Below are 14,316 nucleotides of genomic sequence, written 5' to 3'. Positions count from 1 at the left end.
GGCGGCCACACCGCCGGCCGGTGGCCCGAATCTGGCATTCGGTAAAATCCGACGGAAACTCTTCAATCCCTGTCAATGAGACGGTGATAGCCAGAAACCCAGACGCAGGAGATACGTCAGGGACATGCTTAGCCCACTCTCGAACATCAACGCGGTCAGCCCGCTGGTCGGACCCGTTCGTCCGCTTCCGGGCGGCGCGCGCACGGAGACCGCCGCCGCGGCCCTGGCGGCGCTGTCGCCGGCACAGCCCGGCCCGCAGGTGGCGAACTCGCTCGAGGACGCCGGCGAGACGGGCCCCTTCCTCTACGGGCCGCGCGGCATGCCCGCCGGCGAGCCGGCTCCTGCCGCGGTCAGCAACAACACCACGAGCGGGTCGTCCCCTGCCCCGCGCCTGGCAATGGAAAGCGGGCAACTGACGGCGCTGCTGTCGTCGCTGATGGCCCCGGGCAGCGCCGCTGCCGAAAGCCACGCCCCCGCAGTGCCGCAGCCGGCCGCGCCTGCGACGGCCGAACCGTCGCTGATCACCAGGCTCTACCAGCAGTTCTGAGACGCGTCTTCACGCTAATCACGTCCGGGCCGTCGCGGCACGGACGGCGATCGCGCACCAATGCGTAATCACCCCGGCGCGGCGGCGGCAACCATGCCCCGCGCTTAGCCCTGCTCCTTCAACAGCCGGCTCTTCTGGCGCGCCCAGTCACGTTCCTTAGCGGTCTCGCGCTTGTCGTGGAGCTTCTTGCCCTTGGCCAACGCCAGCTCGAGCTTCGCCCGGCCGCGGTCGTTGAAGTAGATCTTGAGCGGCACCAGCGTCATGCCCTCGCGATTGACGGCGTTCTTCAGCCGGTGCATCTCGCGCTTGGACAGCAGCAGTTTCCGCCGTCGCCGGGTTTCATGATTGAAGCGGTTCGCCTGCAGGTATTCCGGCAGGTAGGAGTTGATCAGCCAGATCTCGCCGTCCTCGTCGGAGGCGTAGGACTCGGCTATGTTGGCCTTGCCCTGCCGCAACGACTTGACCTCGGTGCCGGTCAGCACCAGGCCGGCCTCGTAGGTATCCACGATCTCGTAGTTGAAACGGGCCTTGCGGTTTTCCGCCACGACCTTCTGGACGGTCGCGGGATTGGCCTTGGTCGCCATCGTTCGCCTCAGTCGATCAGGCCGGCATGCCGCAAGGCCGCATCGAGCGCGGCCTCGGTCGCCGGCTCGAGCGTGGGCAGCAGCGGCGAGCGCACCGCACGGCTCATGCCGCGCACGCGGCTGAGCGCATACTTGGCGCCGCACACACCCGGCTCCATGAAGATCGCCTTGTGCAGCGGCATCAGCCGGTCCTGGTATTCCAGCGCCATGGCGTAGTCGCCGGCCAGCGTCGCCTTCTGGAACTCGGCGCACAGCCGCGGCGCGACGTTCGCGGTCACGGAGATGCAGCCGACGCCGCCATGGGCGTTGAAGCCGAGCGCGGTGGCATCCTCGCCGGACAGCTGGACGAAGTCCTTGCCGCAGGCGATGCGCTGCTCGGACACGCGTTCGATCTTGCCGGTCGCATCCTTCACGCCGACAATGTTCGCGTGGGATCTGGTCAGCGCACTCATCGTCTCCGGCATCATGTCGACGACCGAGCGGCCGGGGATGTTGTAGATGATGATCGGCAGGCTAACGGCCTGCGCGATCGCGGCAAAATGCGCGATCAGGCCCTTCTGCGTCGGCTTGTTGTAGTAGGGCGTGACCACCAGGATCGCGTCGGCCCCCGCCTTCTCCGCGTGCTGGGCAAGCTCGATCGCCTCACTGGTGTTGTTGGAACCCGCGCCCGCGATCACCGGAACCCGCTTGGCCGCGACCTCGATGCAGAGCTCGATCACCCGCTTGTGCTCGGCGTGTGACAGGGTCGGGGACTCGCCCGTGGTTCCGACCGGGACCAGACCCTGGCTGCCCTCGGCGACCTGCCATTCGACATGGCTGGCGAAGGCGGCCTCGTCTACCGCGCCGCGTTCGGTGAAGGGGGTGACGAGGGCGGGAATGGACCCCTTGAACATCGAGAACTCCTAGAGCCAGAGTCCGGGGCGAACCCACGCTTTGGCCGTAATCCGTGGTTAAAAGCTGCCGCACCATAATCATGAGATGGTCGGGCGGCAAGCGGCGGATACAGCGTTTTTCGCCAGCTCCGACGGGCCGTTCCATGCCCCTTTCCGATCGACGGGATCGGGTGAATCGAGCGAATGAGGCGACGTGCGTTTCCCGGGTAACAGTTCGTTAAGACAACAATCCGCTAATCTGCTCAGATCCACTCTGAACGCGCCGAAGACGCAGGATGATCAGCGGGCTGGCTTTTCCATGACGATACCCAAGGCCCTCGTGGCGCTTCTTCTGCTGGCGGCCGGGGGGCCGGCTCCGGACGCGGCCGCCGCCCAGCTTCCAACCGACAATGCGCCGCTGCCGCAGGTCAAGCCGCTCGGCTTCTCGGCCGGCGTGCCCGACCACGGTGCGACCGGTCCGTTCCCGCTCGTCGCCGGCGAGCCGCAGGCGGCGTCGTCCCTGAAACACGGCCTTGACGCGCTGTCCGAAAATGACGCCGCCGCGGCGCTGCAGATCCGAGAGGCCATGGCGGCGGACAGCCTCGACCGCCGCATCCTGACCTGGGCAATCGCCGTATCCGGGGCGCCGGGCGTGCCCTCACACGTGATCGCCGCCGCCCAGAGCGAACTGAAGGGCTGGCCCGGCCTGAAGGTGCTACGCGCCAATTCGGAGCGCGCCATGGCGCGCGAAAACCCGTCGGCGCGCGACGTGCTGGCCGCGTTCGGCACGACACGCGCCGAAACTTCGGAAGGTGCAGTGGTGCTGGCCCGGGCGCGCCTGTCCACCGGCGACGCGCCGGGCGCGGCCGACGCGCTGCGGCCGTTCTGGCACGCCGAAGCACTGGATCCGTCCACCGAGACAACAGTCCTCAAGGAATTCGGTGCCCTGCTCTCCATCGCCGACCATCGCAAGCGTATGGAAATGCTGCTCTATCGCGAGCGGACGCAACAGGCGGCGCGGTTCGGCGAGCTCGCCAAGGCGCAATCGCTCTACCGGGCCTGGGCCGCGGTGATCCGCAAGGAGCAGAACGCCGCGGCGCTGGTGAAGGCGGTCGACCCGTCGTGGCATGGCGATGCGGCCTATGCCTTCCTCCGCGCGGAGCTCGCCAACCGGAACGAGGATTACGAACTGGCGGCAAGACTGTTGACGCGCACGCTGCCGGACGACACCGACGCCGAGGCCGCCTCGGCCTGGTGGGTCGAGCAGCGGATCGCCAGCCGCGGCCTTGACGAACAAGGCAAGACAGCGGCGGCCTATCGTCTTGCGGCGGGCCACGCCGCCAGGAGCGAGACCGACGTGGTGGAGGCCGAATTCCACGCCGGCTGGTATGCCCTGCGCGGCCTCGAAGACCCGGGCAAGGCCGCGCCCCATTTCCAGCGGATCCTGCGCGTCTCGAACCGGCCTCTGGCCGTCTCGCGTGCGTGGTACTGGATCGGCAGAACGGCGGAAGCCGCGGGGTCGAACGGCGAGGCACAGGCGCACTACGCCAAGGCGGCAACCTTCACGGGCACCTATTACGGCCAGCTGGCGGCGGCCCGGATCGGGCGGAAGTCCCTGAACGTCGCCTACCCCGCGCCGACCGCGGAGGAGCGCCGCCGCTTTGCCTCGCGCGAAGCGGTCCAGGCCATCGCCCGCCTCTCCGCCGCCGGCCACGACCGGCGCACCGGCAGCCTCTATCGCGCGCTGGCGGAAGAACTGCAGAGCCCGGGCGAACTGGCATTGCTGGCGACCCGGGCCGAGCGGGACGGCGACCACCAGCGGTCGCTGCAGGTCGGCAAGATCGCCTTCGGGCGCGGCATCGACGTTGCCGCCCTGGCCTTCCCGATCGGTGTCATTCCCGCCAGCGCCGACATTTCCGGCTCCGGCAAGGCGCTGGCCTATGCCATCGCCCGCCAGGAGAGCGCCTTCAATCCGGCGGCCGTATCCCCGGCCAACGCCCGCGGGCTGCTGCAGCTCCTGCCCGGCACCGCCAAGGGCGTAGCCAGGCGCTACGGTCTCGCCTACTCCGCGGACAGACTGACAAGCGACGCCGGCTACAATGCGACCCTCGGCGCCCACTTCCTCGGAGAACAGATCAACGATTTCGGCGGCTCCTACGTCCTCACCTTCATCGCCTACAATGCCGGGCCGCGCCGCGTGCACGAATGGATCGAACGTTTCGGCGACCCGCGCGGCAAGCCGATCGACGCAGTGGTGGACTGGGTGGAGCGCATTCCGTTCTCCGAGACGCGCGGCTATGTCCAGCGCGTGATGGAAAACTACCAGGTCTACAAGGCGCGCCTTGGCCAGGAGACCGATATCGTGCACGATCTGCGCATGGGCCGATAACGACCGGCCGGCGGGCACCCCGGCGGCCGGTGCCGGATCAGGCAAGGGTACGGAGCGCCATGACGTCCGAGGAATTCGACGAGCACTATTTCACTTCCGCTGACGGACTGAGGCTCTATGGGCGCGACTATCGCCCCACCGCCCCCGACATCGTGAGGCAACCGCCGGTCGTCTGCCTGGCCGGCCTTAGCCGCAACTCGCGCGACTTCCACCGGTTCGCGGCGATGCTGCGGGCCGATCCGGTGGCGCCGCGACGCGTCGTGACGCTCGACTATCGCGGCCGCGGACAATCGGACTGGGACGAGAACAAGGCGAACTACAACATTGGCGTCGAGAGCGCCGACACGCAGGCCGCCATGGCCGGACTGGGGATCGAGCGCGCCGTCTTCGTCGGCACCTCGCGCGGCGGCCTGATCCTGCACCTGATGGCGGAGAACATGCCGCATCTGATCCAGGCGGTCGTGCTGAACGACATCGGCCCGGTGCTCGAGCCGGAAGGTCTGCAGGAAATCGCCGCCTATCTCGGGCGCCAGCGCCGGCCCGAAGACTGGGACGATGCGGCCCGTATTCTCGCCGAGACGCACGGCGCCACCTTTCCTGCCCTCGACGCGGCCGACTGGCGCGAACTGGCGGCCGCGATCTATGCCGAAAGGTACGGGCGGATCGTCGCCGATTTCGACCCGGCGATCGCAGCCCCCCTGCAGGCGCTCGACCCGACGCAGCCCCTGCCCGATCTCTGGCAGCAGTTCGAGGCGCTGCGCGCAGTTCCGCTGATGGCGATCCGCGGCGCCCACTCCCGGCTGCTCTCCGAAGCCACGCTGGACGAGATGGCCCGGCGCCATCCCCGTCTGCGGCGCCACGTCGCCCGCGGCCAGGGCCACGCCCCGCTGCTGCACAAGCCGGACGTCTTTTCCGCAATCACGGCCTTCCTGCTGGATATCTGATCCGCCACCGCATGGCCCAGCAGGACCTGAAGGGCGGTTCGCAGCGATCGTGCAGCCGCCCGCCGGGATATCTTACCGGAACAGCAAAAAGCCCGGCTCGAAAGCCGGGCTTCGTCCAAAATGACCGAGGTCAGATCAGATTAGAACGAACGCTGGAAGCGGATGTGGCCACCCCAGTCGTTGGCTTCTTCGCCAGCGAGGTCGGAGTAGTCAGATACGTAGGAGACTTCCGGGTAGATGGTGAAGCCCGGAACGACCTGGTAGGCGAGGCCGACGGTTGCTTCCATCTGACCAGCGTCGCCAGCAACGCCGTCTTCCATGAAGTTCAGGTCGCCGTAGATGGCGAGCTTTTCGGTGGCCTGGTACTGCGCACCGAGCCAGACAGCCCAGTCGCCGTTCCACTGAGCGTAGTCGTTCGGGCCTTCGTCACCGTCGGTGTTCCAGCCGGCCATTACGAAGGCGCTGAAGGCGCCGAACGTGGCGTTGATACGGCCCTTGATGGCGCCCTGCTCGACGTCGGCGTCGTAGCCGCCAACGAGGAAGGCCTGGAAGCCGCCAGCCGAGTAGCCGAGACCACCAGCAACGTTCGGAACGTAGGTGTCATCGCCATCCGGGTTCGGAAGCTGCGAGTCGCTACCGTCTTCGACAGCTGCCGTGAACGAGAAGCCAGCATCCGTGGAACCGTAGGTGTAGCGGATCTGCGTGCGAGCCGAGTCACCGTAGTTGACGAGGATGTAGTCGTTGTTGGCGTAGCCGCCACCGATGTAACCGCCAGCGAACAGCGAGTCGGTGTAACCGATCAGGAAGCCGGCGAACTCGATGTAGCCGTGAGCCAGGCTCTCGTTCGAAGCCGTGTTGTCGTCGCGCTGCAGGTCGACTTCAGCGTAGGTCTTCAGAGCGCCGTACTCGGTGTCGGTCGCGGTCGAAACGCGCAGGTTGAAGCGCGAACGGGTGTTCCAGGAGTCGCCACCACCGGTGTTGCCAGCCAGTGCATCGGCAGCGGAACCAGCGAAGGTGTCCTGACCGAGAACGTCGCCGCCGTTGATGTCAACGCGGATGTAGCCGCCGATCTTGAGGCAGGTTTCGGTGCCCGGGATGTAGAAGTAGCCGGTGCCGAACGCGTCGCAGACGCGGACGTATTCCATCGGCTCCGGCTCGGCAGCGACGATTGCGTCGGCAGCCTGAGCGCCGGATACTGCTGCGAGAGCAGCAGCGGAGCCGAGAAGAAGGCTCTTGATGTTCATTTTCTGACCTCCAGTCAAAAGTTTCATTCGGGTCTGGGTCTTTTTGCTGAAGGACAGCGTTTCCCTGCCCCATCCCCAATTTCAGGAAGCGGACGTTCACCGCCCCTGCTTCCGGAGTTGAAAATACAAGACGCGGAACCCGGCGCAATCTCCAAACTGCGGGAAGAATGGGTTTGCTTCACCCTTCCGTGTGTCCTGTTGCGCAAAGGACACAAAATTGTAACCGCGGGACAGAGAAATTTACCGGTCGTTAACGAAATGCCATAGGAATTCGGCACTTAGCCGCTCCCACCTGTGCCATCACGTGGCGTCTTGCCCCACTGATTCACACGCCGCCGGCATGGTTGGCAGGGTTGCGAACCCATCTTCGGCAAACGCCGGAGCTAAGCGGAGCACGGCCGGCGGCACGCCGGGTCGCCCGCGGATGGCTGTACCGATTCGAGAATCAGGGCGCCGGGGACACGCATTGCACTGCCGCCGCTCGCCCATCCTCCCGTTGGCCGACTTGCACCAGAACGGACGATAGGCGAACATGGCGCAGATGAAATTGCAGGGACTGCCAAGCATGCCACCCACCGCTATCCGCCTTGTCGCGCTTGTCGCCGGCGCGCTGGTCTTTTCGACCTCCGGCGCGTTCGCCGAGGATGCGATCCCGTCAGGGCAAGGTGCGGAACCGCCGCCGGTCGAGCCGTGCGCCTCCTTTGGTGCCGGCTACACCACGATCCCCGGCACCCGGACCTGCATCAAGATCGGCGGCTATGCCCGGGTGGATATCGGCGGCGGCGACATCGTGCGGGGCGGCAAGCGCGCCGAGGACTGAGTCGTCCACCGACTTTGAGCGCCCGGATGCTCGACGGAGCGGACCATGCGCATGCGACGGATGCCATTGGTGCTTGCCGCGGCCATTGCCGCCGCGGACGCCGGCGCGGACGAGGCGATCGTCGCGGCCGAACCGCAACCGACCGCCTATGTCCGCGTCTGCGATGCCTTCGGCATGGGTCACCTCTACATTCCCGGGACGGAGACCTGCCTGAAGATTGGCGGCTACCTCAGAGTGGAGGCCGAGGGCGGCGATCCCAACCGGCAGGATACCTACCCCGGCGGCGGTGGCGATTCCTGGTCCACCCGCTCGCGCCTGAACCTGCGCATGGGCACGGCGACCGACACCGAGTTCGGCGCGCTGTCCACCTTTGCCGAGGCCAAGATCCAGAATGACGACAATGGCCCGACCGACATCGAGATGGAAAACATCTATCTCGAACTGGGCGGCCTGCGGGTCGGCTATTCCGAGACGCTCTACACCGACTTCACCGACTACGCCGGCAACACCATCAAGGACTATTACGACGTCGACTATGGTGACTTCGGCCGCACCCAGCTGCGCTACACCTACGACCCCGGAACCGGTTTCAGCTTCGCGTTCGCGGTGGAGGACGACAGCGGCGACAACACTTCCTTCCAACTGCCGGACGAAGGCCAAGGCGACGACAACTATATTCCCGATCTCATCGGCGCGATCGGCTATGAGGCGGACGGCTTCGAGGTCCGCGCCGTCGGCGGCTACGACGAGTCGCTGGAAGCCGGCGCGTTCAAGCTGCGGCTGGACGGCAATGCCGGTCCGCTCGCGTTGTTTGCCATGGGCGGCTGGAACACCGACGGCGACCAGCCGAACAACTATGCGCGCTGGAGCGGCGACTGGGCGCTCTGGGTCGGCGGCTCGTTCAAGATGTCGGAAAGGGCAACCATGAACGCCTCCGCCAACTTCGACGACGGCGGCAACGCCGAGGCCTCGCTCAATCTCAGCTATACCGTCGTGCCCGGCTTCACCGTCACGCCGGAACTCAACTACCGCAACGACATGGACGAGAAGGCCGGCCCCGGATCCGAGGACTGGGGCGGCGTCATCCGCTTCCAGCGCAACTTCTGATCCCGCCGCCCATGGAAAAGGCCCGGGATGACCGGGCCTCTGAAGGTCTGCTTTTCTTGCGCGACGCCTAGCGCTGGAAATTGACGACCATGCCCGGCTCCTGGGCGCCCTGCTCTTCCAATGCGCCGAGCCCGGTGGCCACCACCGACACGCGGAACTTGCCGGCAAGGTCCTGGTCAAAGATGGCGCCGACGACGATGTTGGCGTCGTGGTGGACCTCGTCGCGGATGCGCGACGCCGCCTCGTCCACCTCGAACAGCGTCATGTCGTTGCCGCCGGAGATCGAGATCAGCACGCCCTGGGCGCCCTTCATCGAGGCTTCGTCCAGCAGCGGATTGGCGATCGCCGCCTCGGCCGCCTTCATGGCCCGCCCCTCGCCGGTGGCCTCGCCCGTACCCATCATGGCGCGGCCCATATCCTTCATCACCGCGCGCACGTCGGCGAAGTCGAGGTTGATCAGCCCCTCCTTGACGATCAGGTCGGTGATGCAGCTGACACCGGAATAGAGCACGCGATCGGCCATCACGAAGGCGTCGGCGAAGGTGGTGTTGGCCGTGGCGACGCGGAACAGGTTCTGGTTGGGAATGACGATGACGGTGTCGGCGCTCTCGCGCAGGCGGGCGATCCCGTCCTCCGCCATTTGCATGCGACGGCGCCCCTCGAAGCTGAAGGGCTTGGTGACGACGCCAACGGTCAGGATGCCGGCCTTGCGGGCGGCCTGGGCGATGACCGCGGCCGCCCCCGTGCCGGTGCCGCCGCCCATGCCGGCGGTGACGAAGCACATGTGCGTGCCCGACAGGTGATCCATGATCTCGTCGATCGATTCCTCGGCCGCGGCACGGCCGATCTCGGGGTGCGCGCCGGCACCCAGCCCGCCGGTGATGTCGGCCCCCAACTGGATGATCCGCGTGGACCTTGACATGGTCAGGGCCTGGGCATCGGTGTTGGCGACAACGAAATCGGCTCCCTGCAGGTCTTCCGCGATCATGTTGTTGACGGCATTGCCGCCACCGCCGCCGACGCCGATCACGGTGATCTTCGGCCGCATCTCGGCAACCTCAAAGGGCCGGTCCTTGGTCATCTGTTGTCTCCTCGTTGCGTCGGGGCGGCGCAGTCCACCACTCAATCCGCTGGCGCGAATCACTCGGTCCCCGTTCGTGAATAGTGGATAACAGATAACGGCGGCAAATGGGCGAAACCGACGGTTCATGCCGGAATGCGCACGCAATCTGGGGAAAGGCGCGCGCGACACCGCGCGGCCCGCCCTGCCCCGGCCTGACATCACGCCTTCATCGCCGCGGCGAACATCACCGCCCAGCGCAATTGCAACGAGTACCAGGGCGACGCCCCGGATCCGTCACCGGATGTTGAGCTTCTTCAACTGAAATTGCTCGAAGTGCCTTGCTTCCGCCTCCGTGACGAACGCCGTGTGCACGGTGCTGTCGTCGATGCGCACGGTCACGATCCATTTCCCGCTTTGTTGCACGACTGTAACGGCCATGGCCGGCCTGTTTTCGGTTCTCAACTGCTTGCCTCCGATGCCCCAACTCAAAAGCAACCTATGGTCATCAATCCCGAGAGCAGGTTCAAGTTTAGCGACCGCAACCTTTGGTAAACGTTTTGTGATCGGCCGCTGACCTGCCCGCGCAAACGATGCCGATAGTTTGACGTTCGCGGCGTCCGTTTTATGCGGTCGCTCGACGGCCCATCCGAATTCCGAACGGACCCGCCCGGCGCCGCCCTCGGCTTGTCCCGCTGCGAGCGAGCTCCGCCATATCTTGGCAATGTAACGGGATTGTCACGGCACGACGGAGAGCAGCCACCACTGTCGGACGGCCAGCCTCAACGGCGGCGATTTCGGGGAACCTGGCAGAAGCGTTTGCGCGAAACCGCGGGAGCGGGCCGACAGGCCCGCGGCCGACGGGGACAGCGGCTTGGGGGAGCTAATCCTGCTCGACGACGATTCTGAGGTCCTGCATCGCCCGCATCTTTTCCACGGTGGCCGCCAGGAGCATCGCGTAAAGATCCTGCAACGCCGTGGTGGCGCGATGGAACGCCTCGTCGAGGTCTTCCTGCTGCATCGAGGCGGCGATGCCCTCGACGTCCTTGGCGCCCTTCTGGATGATCCGGTGCAGCAGCGCGGCCTGATCGAGGGTCAGGTCCTCGCGAGCGAGCAAGACAGGCACCTTGGAGACAAGGCTCTGCGCGATCGTTCCCTGCGCTTCCAGCGTTTGCAACCAGTCAACGGCCATCATGTCCCTCGCCTGCGCGGACAGGGTGACACGACCGCCCCCGGTGTCAACCAAGCCGGAGCGCGGCGGTGTCGAAAATGGCCGCGCGTGGCGCATTCGCCACGGCCACGCAAGGACGCCTTCTCCCTGTGACGACCGCCAGCGCTGGTGCCGCGATCGTCGCGACATCCGCCAGCCGCCACGCGCCTCACGCCACACGCCTGACAGGCCGGCCGACTGGCACGCGGGCCTGCAGCCCGGACTTGCGACTAGCGGGCGGCGGTCCTTGTCGCGGTTGCGAGGTCGCCGAACCAGCGGACGAAGGCGGCCGCGGCGCCGCCCGAACTGCGCCGGTAACGGGCAACGTAGGCACCGTTCTCCTGCAGCGACAACTCCGACAGGACCACCAGGTCGCCCCGCTCGACCTCCAGCGCGAAGACCTCCACCGGGCAGAGCGCCACGCCATGCCCGGCGATGGCGGCGGTGGCGAGCATGTTGGAATCCTGGAACACCGGCCAGTGGACCGGCTCCTGCCAGGCCATGCCCGCGGCCCCGAACCAGGCCCGCCAGCCGCTGCGGGTCTCGTCGTGCAGGAGCGGAGCGGCAGCGATCCGGCGCGGCGTATCGAGCGGCCCGTGCGCATCGAGGAAGCCTGGGCTGCAGACGGGCCGGGTCACCCTCGAAAACAGGTGGCTGGACAGGATGTCGGGCGCCTCCTCGGTGCCGGTGGTGATCAGCACGTCGAGGTCGCTGCCGGCAAGCTTTTCGTCCGCTGTGGCATAGACCACCCGGACCTCGAGGCCGGGATTGACGGCGACGAAGGCGTTCAGGTTCGGCACCAGCCAGCGGCTGGCAATGGAGGGTATGCAGCCGACGCTCAGGGATTGCCGGCCGCCAAGCGCCTTGACCCGACTGCAGGCCGCGGCGATGTCGGCAAAGACCGTGGCGATCTGCCCGAACAGGACCTCCCCCGCCCGGGTCAGCCGCACCCCCCGCCCCTCGCGCTCGAACAGCCGGGTGCCGAACCAGTCCTCGAGATTGCGGATCTGGTGACTGACGGCCGCATGCGTCACGCACAGCTCGTTCCCGGCCGCGGAAAACGACTGGTGGCGCGCGGCGGCTTCGAAGGCGCGGAGCGCGGACAGCGGGGGCAGCCTCATCTGTAATATTTCCTAACACCTCGCGTGAAAAAGGATCATTTGTGCCCGTCCGCGCGGTCAGGCAATCTGCATCATCAGACGACCGGCCTGGAAACGCAACGGCCACCACGCGACGGGTCTACCACGCGGCCCGGACACCCTGCCATACGAAAATCAAACTAACGGATGGAGAACCGCATGTTCGTACGCTCGCTCATCGAGGTGGAAACGACCGACAAGTTCGTCGACTGGGGCAACGGCACCAGCCATCGCCTGCTCACCCACGACGACCGGATGGGATTTACCGTCTGCCACACGGTCGTGCGGGCGGGAACGGTGTCCGAACTGCATTACCGCAACCATCTCGAGGCCTGCTACTGCATCGATGGCGAGGGCGAAGTCGAGGACATGGACGGCAAGGTCTACCCGATCCGGAAGGGCGACATCTACGTCCTCGACAAAAACGATCGCCACTTCCTGCGCGGCGGCCGCGATGCCGACCTGATCCTGGTCAGCGTGTTCAACCCGCCGCTCAAGGGCACCGAGCGGCACAATCTCGACGACCCGAACGGCTCGGCCTACTGAGGGCGCATGGCGGCCGCGCCGCGCCCCTCCTCCCGGAAGTCCACCGTTACGGCAGGCGCAGGTCCGCGGCGATCCGGCGCTCGATGGCGCCGACGACGCGGGCCAGCCTTGCCGGGTCCGCCGCGTCCTGATGCGGGGCGGCAAAGCGGCCGGCGTCATTGTCGAAATAGCGGCCCGAGGCGCGGGCAAAGGCGTCCGACAGCGCCGCCTCGGCCAAAACGTGCGCGCCGATGCCGACGTCGTTTCCGGACACGCCAAAGCCCTGGCGCACCATGTTGGTGGCCAGCAGCGAGCCGGGATTGACGGCAACGGTGACGGGGCCGTCCGGCCCGAGTTCGGCGGCCAGGGCCTGGCTCCACATCGTCAGCGCCAGCTTGCTCTGGGCATAGGCCTCCATCGGCTCCAGCCGGCGGCTGCCGGCAAGCGCGGAAAGATCGACGGACGCCTGGGCAGCGGAGGACAGGTGCACGACCCGGCCCGCTGCCGGGATCGCCGGCAGCAGCAGCCGCGTCAGCAGCGCCGGGGCGAACGTGTTGACGACGAAGCGGACGTCCTCGCCGCCCGCGGTGAGCGGACGGTCGGTCTTGAAGACGCCGGCGTTGTTGATCAGAACGTCGAGACGTCCGTGGGCCGCAAGCACCGCACGGGCGAGCGCGGCGACGCCGGCAAGATCGGACAGGTCGGCCTGAAAGCCGTCGACGGGTCCTGCGCCGGGCCGGGCGCGCAGTTCCGCGCAGGTCGCGGTCAGCTTTTCGGCATTGCGGCCATGAACCAGCACAGTGTGCCCGACCGCGGACAGGCGGCGGGCGGTCGCCCGGCCGATGCCGTCCGTCGCACCGGTGATCAGGATCGTCTTTGGCATTGGCTGGTCCTTACTGGTTGAACGCGGGCAGGATGTCGTCCGCAAGTCGCGCCAGCGTGGCATCGATCGGGGCGCCATTGAAGCGCAGGTTCAGGGCGACATGGTTGACGCCGATCCTTTCGAGTTGCCGCAGGTAAGCGCAAAGCCAGCGCGCGCCGCAGCGAAAACCGAGGTGGATCGGTCGCGGCGAATCGTCCGGATCGTCGGACAGATCGAGATAGAGCGGCTGCAGCACGGGTTTTGCGTGGGCACCGGCGGCGCTCACGCGCACCCGCCAGTCCGCCAGCGCGGCCGCCTGTTCTTCGAGCGGACGGGGATAGGTCATCCAGCCGTCGGCGCTTTCGGCGATCCAGTCCGGATGCTGGCGGCTGGAGCCCGTCACCAGCAGCGGCAGGCGGCCGGCCACCGGCTTGGGCAGCATGTCCATGTCGCCCTGCAGGGACCCTGCCCCGTTGGCAAACACCGGCCGGCGCCGCGCCATCGCGCGGATGTAGTCGAAGCTCTCGCGGAACCGCGCGCCGCGGTCCCCGTGGGTGCGGTTCATCGCCGGATATTCCCCCGGGCGGTCGCCCGAGGCCACGCCCAGCACCAGCCGTCCGCCCGACAACACGTCGGCGCTGGCCGCCGCCTTGGCGACATGGGCCGGGTGCCTGAGCGGCAGGATGACGCTGGCCACGCCGAGCGCGATGCGGGTGGTCTGCCCGGCGAGAAAGCCGAGATAGGTGAACGGGTCGAACAACTGCCCAGCGTCGCCGAAGGACGGCACGTCGAAGGGAACGTCGCGCAGCCAGACGGCGGCAAAGCCCAACCGTTCGGCTCGCTGCACCCTTTCGAGGTGCCCCTCCATATCCGGCACGGACCCCTCCGGGTAGCCGGCGATCGGCACCACCAGGCCGAGGCTGAGCCGGCTCGGGCGGAAGATCGCGTTGAAACCGCGGTTCAGGCGCGCGAATTCAGCAGCGGCGGTGGCGAGCATGGCATCCTCCGGTGGC

At 67.1% G+C, this 14,316-nt stretch carries 14 protein-coding genes; 6 read left to right on the top strand and 8 right to left on the bottom strand.

Going from position 1 to position 14,316, the window contains the following annotated elements:
* The first annotated feature begins 124 nt into the window (after positions 1 to 124).
* Positions 125 to 547: a hypothetical protein gene (locus ACXAGF_RS06415; protein ID WP_475015386.1), complete on the top strand. Its 423-nt coding sequence runs from the start codon at positions 125 to 127 to the stop codon at positions 545 to 547.
* Between the two features lie 104 nt (positions 548 to 651).
* Here ACXAGF_RS06415 and smpB read toward each other — a convergent pair whose 3' ends face one another.
* Both smpB and dapA read right to left on the bottom strand, forming a co-directional pair.
* Entirely contained in the window at positions 652 to 1,131 is a 480-nt protein-coding gene (smpB, locus tag ACXAGF_RS06410) for an SsrA-binding protein SmpB (RefSeq protein ID WP_475015384.1), read from the bottom strand.
* An 8-nt stretch (positions 1,132 to 1,139) separates the two neighbouring features.
* A complete protein-coding gene (gene dapA / locus ACXAGF_RS06405) occupies positions 1,140 to 2,024 on the bottom strand; it encodes a 4-hydroxy-tetrahydrodipicolinate synthase (protein ID WP_475015382.1) in 885 nt (294 codons plus the stop codon).
* Positions 2,025 to 2,322: 298 nt separating this feature from the next.
* On the opposite strand from dapA, the gene ACXAGF_RS06400 reads away from it, so the two are divergent.
* Positions 2,323 to 4,392: a lytic transglycosylase domain-containing protein gene (locus ACXAGF_RS06400; RefSeq protein WP_475015380.1), complete on the top strand. Its 2,070-nt coding sequence runs from the start codon at positions 2,323 to 2,325 to the stop codon at positions 4,390 to 4,392.
* 59 nt (positions 4,393 to 4,451) lie between these two features.
* Positions 4,452 to 5,336 carry an alpha/beta fold hydrolase gene (locus ACXAGF_RS06395; RefSeq protein WP_475015378.1) on the top strand — a complete coding sequence of 295 codons (885 nt, stop codon included), beginning with the start codon at positions 4,452 to 4,454 and terminating at the stop codon, positions 5,334 to 5,336.
* A gap of 140 nt (positions 5,337 to 5,476) precedes the next feature.
* Here ACXAGF_RS06395 and ACXAGF_RS06390 read toward each other — a convergent pair whose 3' ends face one another.
* A complete protein-coding gene (locus tag ACXAGF_RS06390; RefSeq protein ID WP_475015376.1) occupies positions 5,477 to 6,580 on the bottom strand; it encodes a porin in 1,104 nt (367 codons plus the stop codon).
* Between the two features lie 532 nt (positions 6,581 to 7,112).
* On the opposite strand from ACXAGF_RS06390, the gene ACXAGF_RS06385 reads away from it, so the two are divergent.
* Together ACXAGF_RS06385 and ACXAGF_RS06380 are read left to right on the top strand one after the other, a co-directional pair.
* Positions 7,113 to 7,400, top strand: a complete 288-nt coding sequence (locus ACXAGF_RS06385; RefSeq protein ID WP_475015374.1) for a porin — start codon at positions 7,113 to 7,115, stop codon at positions 7,398 to 7,400.
* 45 nt (positions 7,401 to 7,445) lie between these two features.
* The gene (locus tag ACXAGF_RS06380; protein ID WP_475015372.1) at positions 7,446 to 8,507 is read left to right on the top strand and encodes a porin; all 1,062 of its coding nucleotides are present in this window, start codon (positions 7,446 to 7,448) and stop codon (positions 8,505 to 8,507) included.
* Positions 8,508 to 8,574: 67 nt separating this feature from the next.
* Here ACXAGF_RS06380 and ftsZ read toward each other — a convergent pair whose 3' ends face one another.
* The 3 genes from ftsZ to ACXAGF_RS06365 form a co-directional block, all read right to left on the bottom strand.
* Positions 8,575 to 9,588, bottom strand: a complete 1,014-nt coding sequence (gene ftsZ, locus ACXAGF_RS06375) for a cell division protein FtsZ (protein ID WP_475015370.1) — start codon at positions 9,586 to 9,588, stop codon at positions 8,575 to 8,577.
* 862 nt (positions 9,589 to 10,450) lie between these two features.
* The gene (locus tag ACXAGF_RS06370) at positions 10,451 to 10,762 is read right to left on the bottom strand and encodes a hypothetical protein (protein ID WP_475015369.1); all 312 of its coding nucleotides are present in this window, start codon (positions 10,760 to 10,762) and stop codon (positions 10,451 to 10,453) included.
* Between the two features lie 245 nt (positions 10,763 to 11,007).
* Positions 11,008 to 11,898, bottom strand: coding sequence for a LysR substrate-binding domain-containing protein (locus tag ACXAGF_RS06365; RefSeq protein WP_475015367.1), 891 nt, complete (start codon positions 11,896 to 11,898; stop codon positions 11,008 to 11,010).
* 177 nt (positions 11,899 to 12,075) lie between these two features.
* Between ACXAGF_RS06365 and ACXAGF_RS06360 the strand changes: the two genes are divergently transcribed.
* Positions 12,076 to 12,462 (top strand): ectoine synthase, encoded by a 387-nt coding sequence (locus ACXAGF_RS06360; protein ID WP_475015365.1) that lies wholly within the window; start codon positions 12,076 to 12,078, stop codon positions 12,460 to 12,462.
* A gap of 46 nt (positions 12,463 to 12,508) precedes the next feature.
* Here the strand turns inward: ACXAGF_RS06360 and ACXAGF_RS06355 are convergent, their stop codons facing one another.
* Both ACXAGF_RS06355 and ACXAGF_RS06350 read right to left on the bottom strand, forming a co-directional pair.
* On the bottom strand, positions 12,509 to 13,324 hold the full coding sequence (locus tag ACXAGF_RS06355; protein WP_475015363.1) for an SDR family NAD(P)-dependent oxidoreductase: 816 nt from the start codon (positions 13,322 to 13,324) through the stop codon (positions 12,509 to 12,511).
* A 10-nt stretch (positions 13,325 to 13,334) separates the two neighbouring features.
* Positions 13,335 to 14,300, bottom strand: coding sequence for a TIGR03571 family LLM class oxidoreductase (locus tag ACXAGF_RS06350; protein ID WP_475015361.1), 966 nt, complete (start codon positions 14,298 to 14,300; stop codon positions 13,335 to 13,337).
* Positions 14,301 to 14,316 lie beyond the last annotated feature (16 nt).

Source organism: Mycoplana sp. ABR4_002 (assembly GCF_056159645.1).
The sequence above is the reverse complement of the archived record's forward strand: the minus strand, read 5'-3'. Positions and strand labels throughout refer to the sequence as shown.

Bases quoted from the DNA above. Each gene is read 5' to 3' on its own strand.
- ACXAGF_RS06380 (WP_475015372.1), top strand. From the start codon at position 7,446: ATGCGCATGCGACGGATGCCATTGGTGCTTGCCGCGGCCATTGCCGCC.
- ACXAGF_RS06370 (WP_475015369.1), bottom strand. From the start codon at position 10,762: ATGATGGCCGTTGACTGGTTGCAAACGCTGGAAGCGCAGGGAACGATC.
- ACXAGF_RS06355 (WP_475015363.1), bottom strand. From the start codon at position 13,324: ATGCCAAAGACGATCCTGATCACCGGTGCGACGGACGGCATCGGCCGG.
- ACXAGF_RS06395 (WP_475015378.1), top strand. From the start codon at position 4,452: ATGACGTCCGAGGAATTCGACGAGCACTATTTCACTTCCGCTGACGGA.
- ACXAGF_RS06415 (WP_475015386.1), top strand. From the start codon at position 125: ATGCTTAGCCCACTCTCGAACATCAACGCGGTCAGCCCGCTGGTCGGA.
- dapA (WP_475015382.1), bottom strand. From the start codon at position 2,024: ATGTTCAAGGGGTCCATTCCCGCCCTCGTCACCCCCTTCACCGAACGC.
- ACXAGF_RS06360 (WP_475015365.1), top strand. From the start codon at position 12,076: ATGTTCGTACGCTCGCTCATCGAGGTGGAAACGACCGACAAGTTCGTC.
- ACXAGF_RS06400 (WP_475015380.1), top strand. From the start codon at position 2,323: ATGACGATACCCAAGGCCCTCGTGGCGCTTCTTCTGCTGGCGGCCGGG.
- ACXAGF_RS06390 (WP_475015376.1), bottom strand. From the start codon at position 6,580: ATGAACATCAAGAGCCTTCTTCTCGGCTCCGCTGCTGCTCTCGCAGCA.
- ACXAGF_RS06350 (WP_475015361.1), bottom strand. From the start codon at position 14,300: ATGCTCGCCACCGCCGCTGCTGAATTCGCGCGCCTGAACCGCGGTTTC.
- ftsZ (WP_475015370.1), bottom strand. From the start codon at position 9,588: ATGACCAAGGACCGGCCCTTTGAGGTTGCCGAGATGCGGCCGAAGATC.
- ACXAGF_RS06385 (WP_475015374.1), top strand. From the start codon at position 7,113: ATGGCGCAGATGAAATTGCAGGGACTGCCAAGCATGCCACCCACCGCT.
- ACXAGF_RS06365 (WP_475015367.1), bottom strand. From the start codon at position 11,898: ATGAGGCTGCCCCCGCTGTCCGCGCTCCGCGCCTTCGAAGCCGCCGCG.
- smpB (WP_475015384.1), bottom strand. From the start codon at position 1,131: ATGGCGACCAAGGCCAATCCCGCGACCGTCCAGAAGGTCGTGGCGGAA.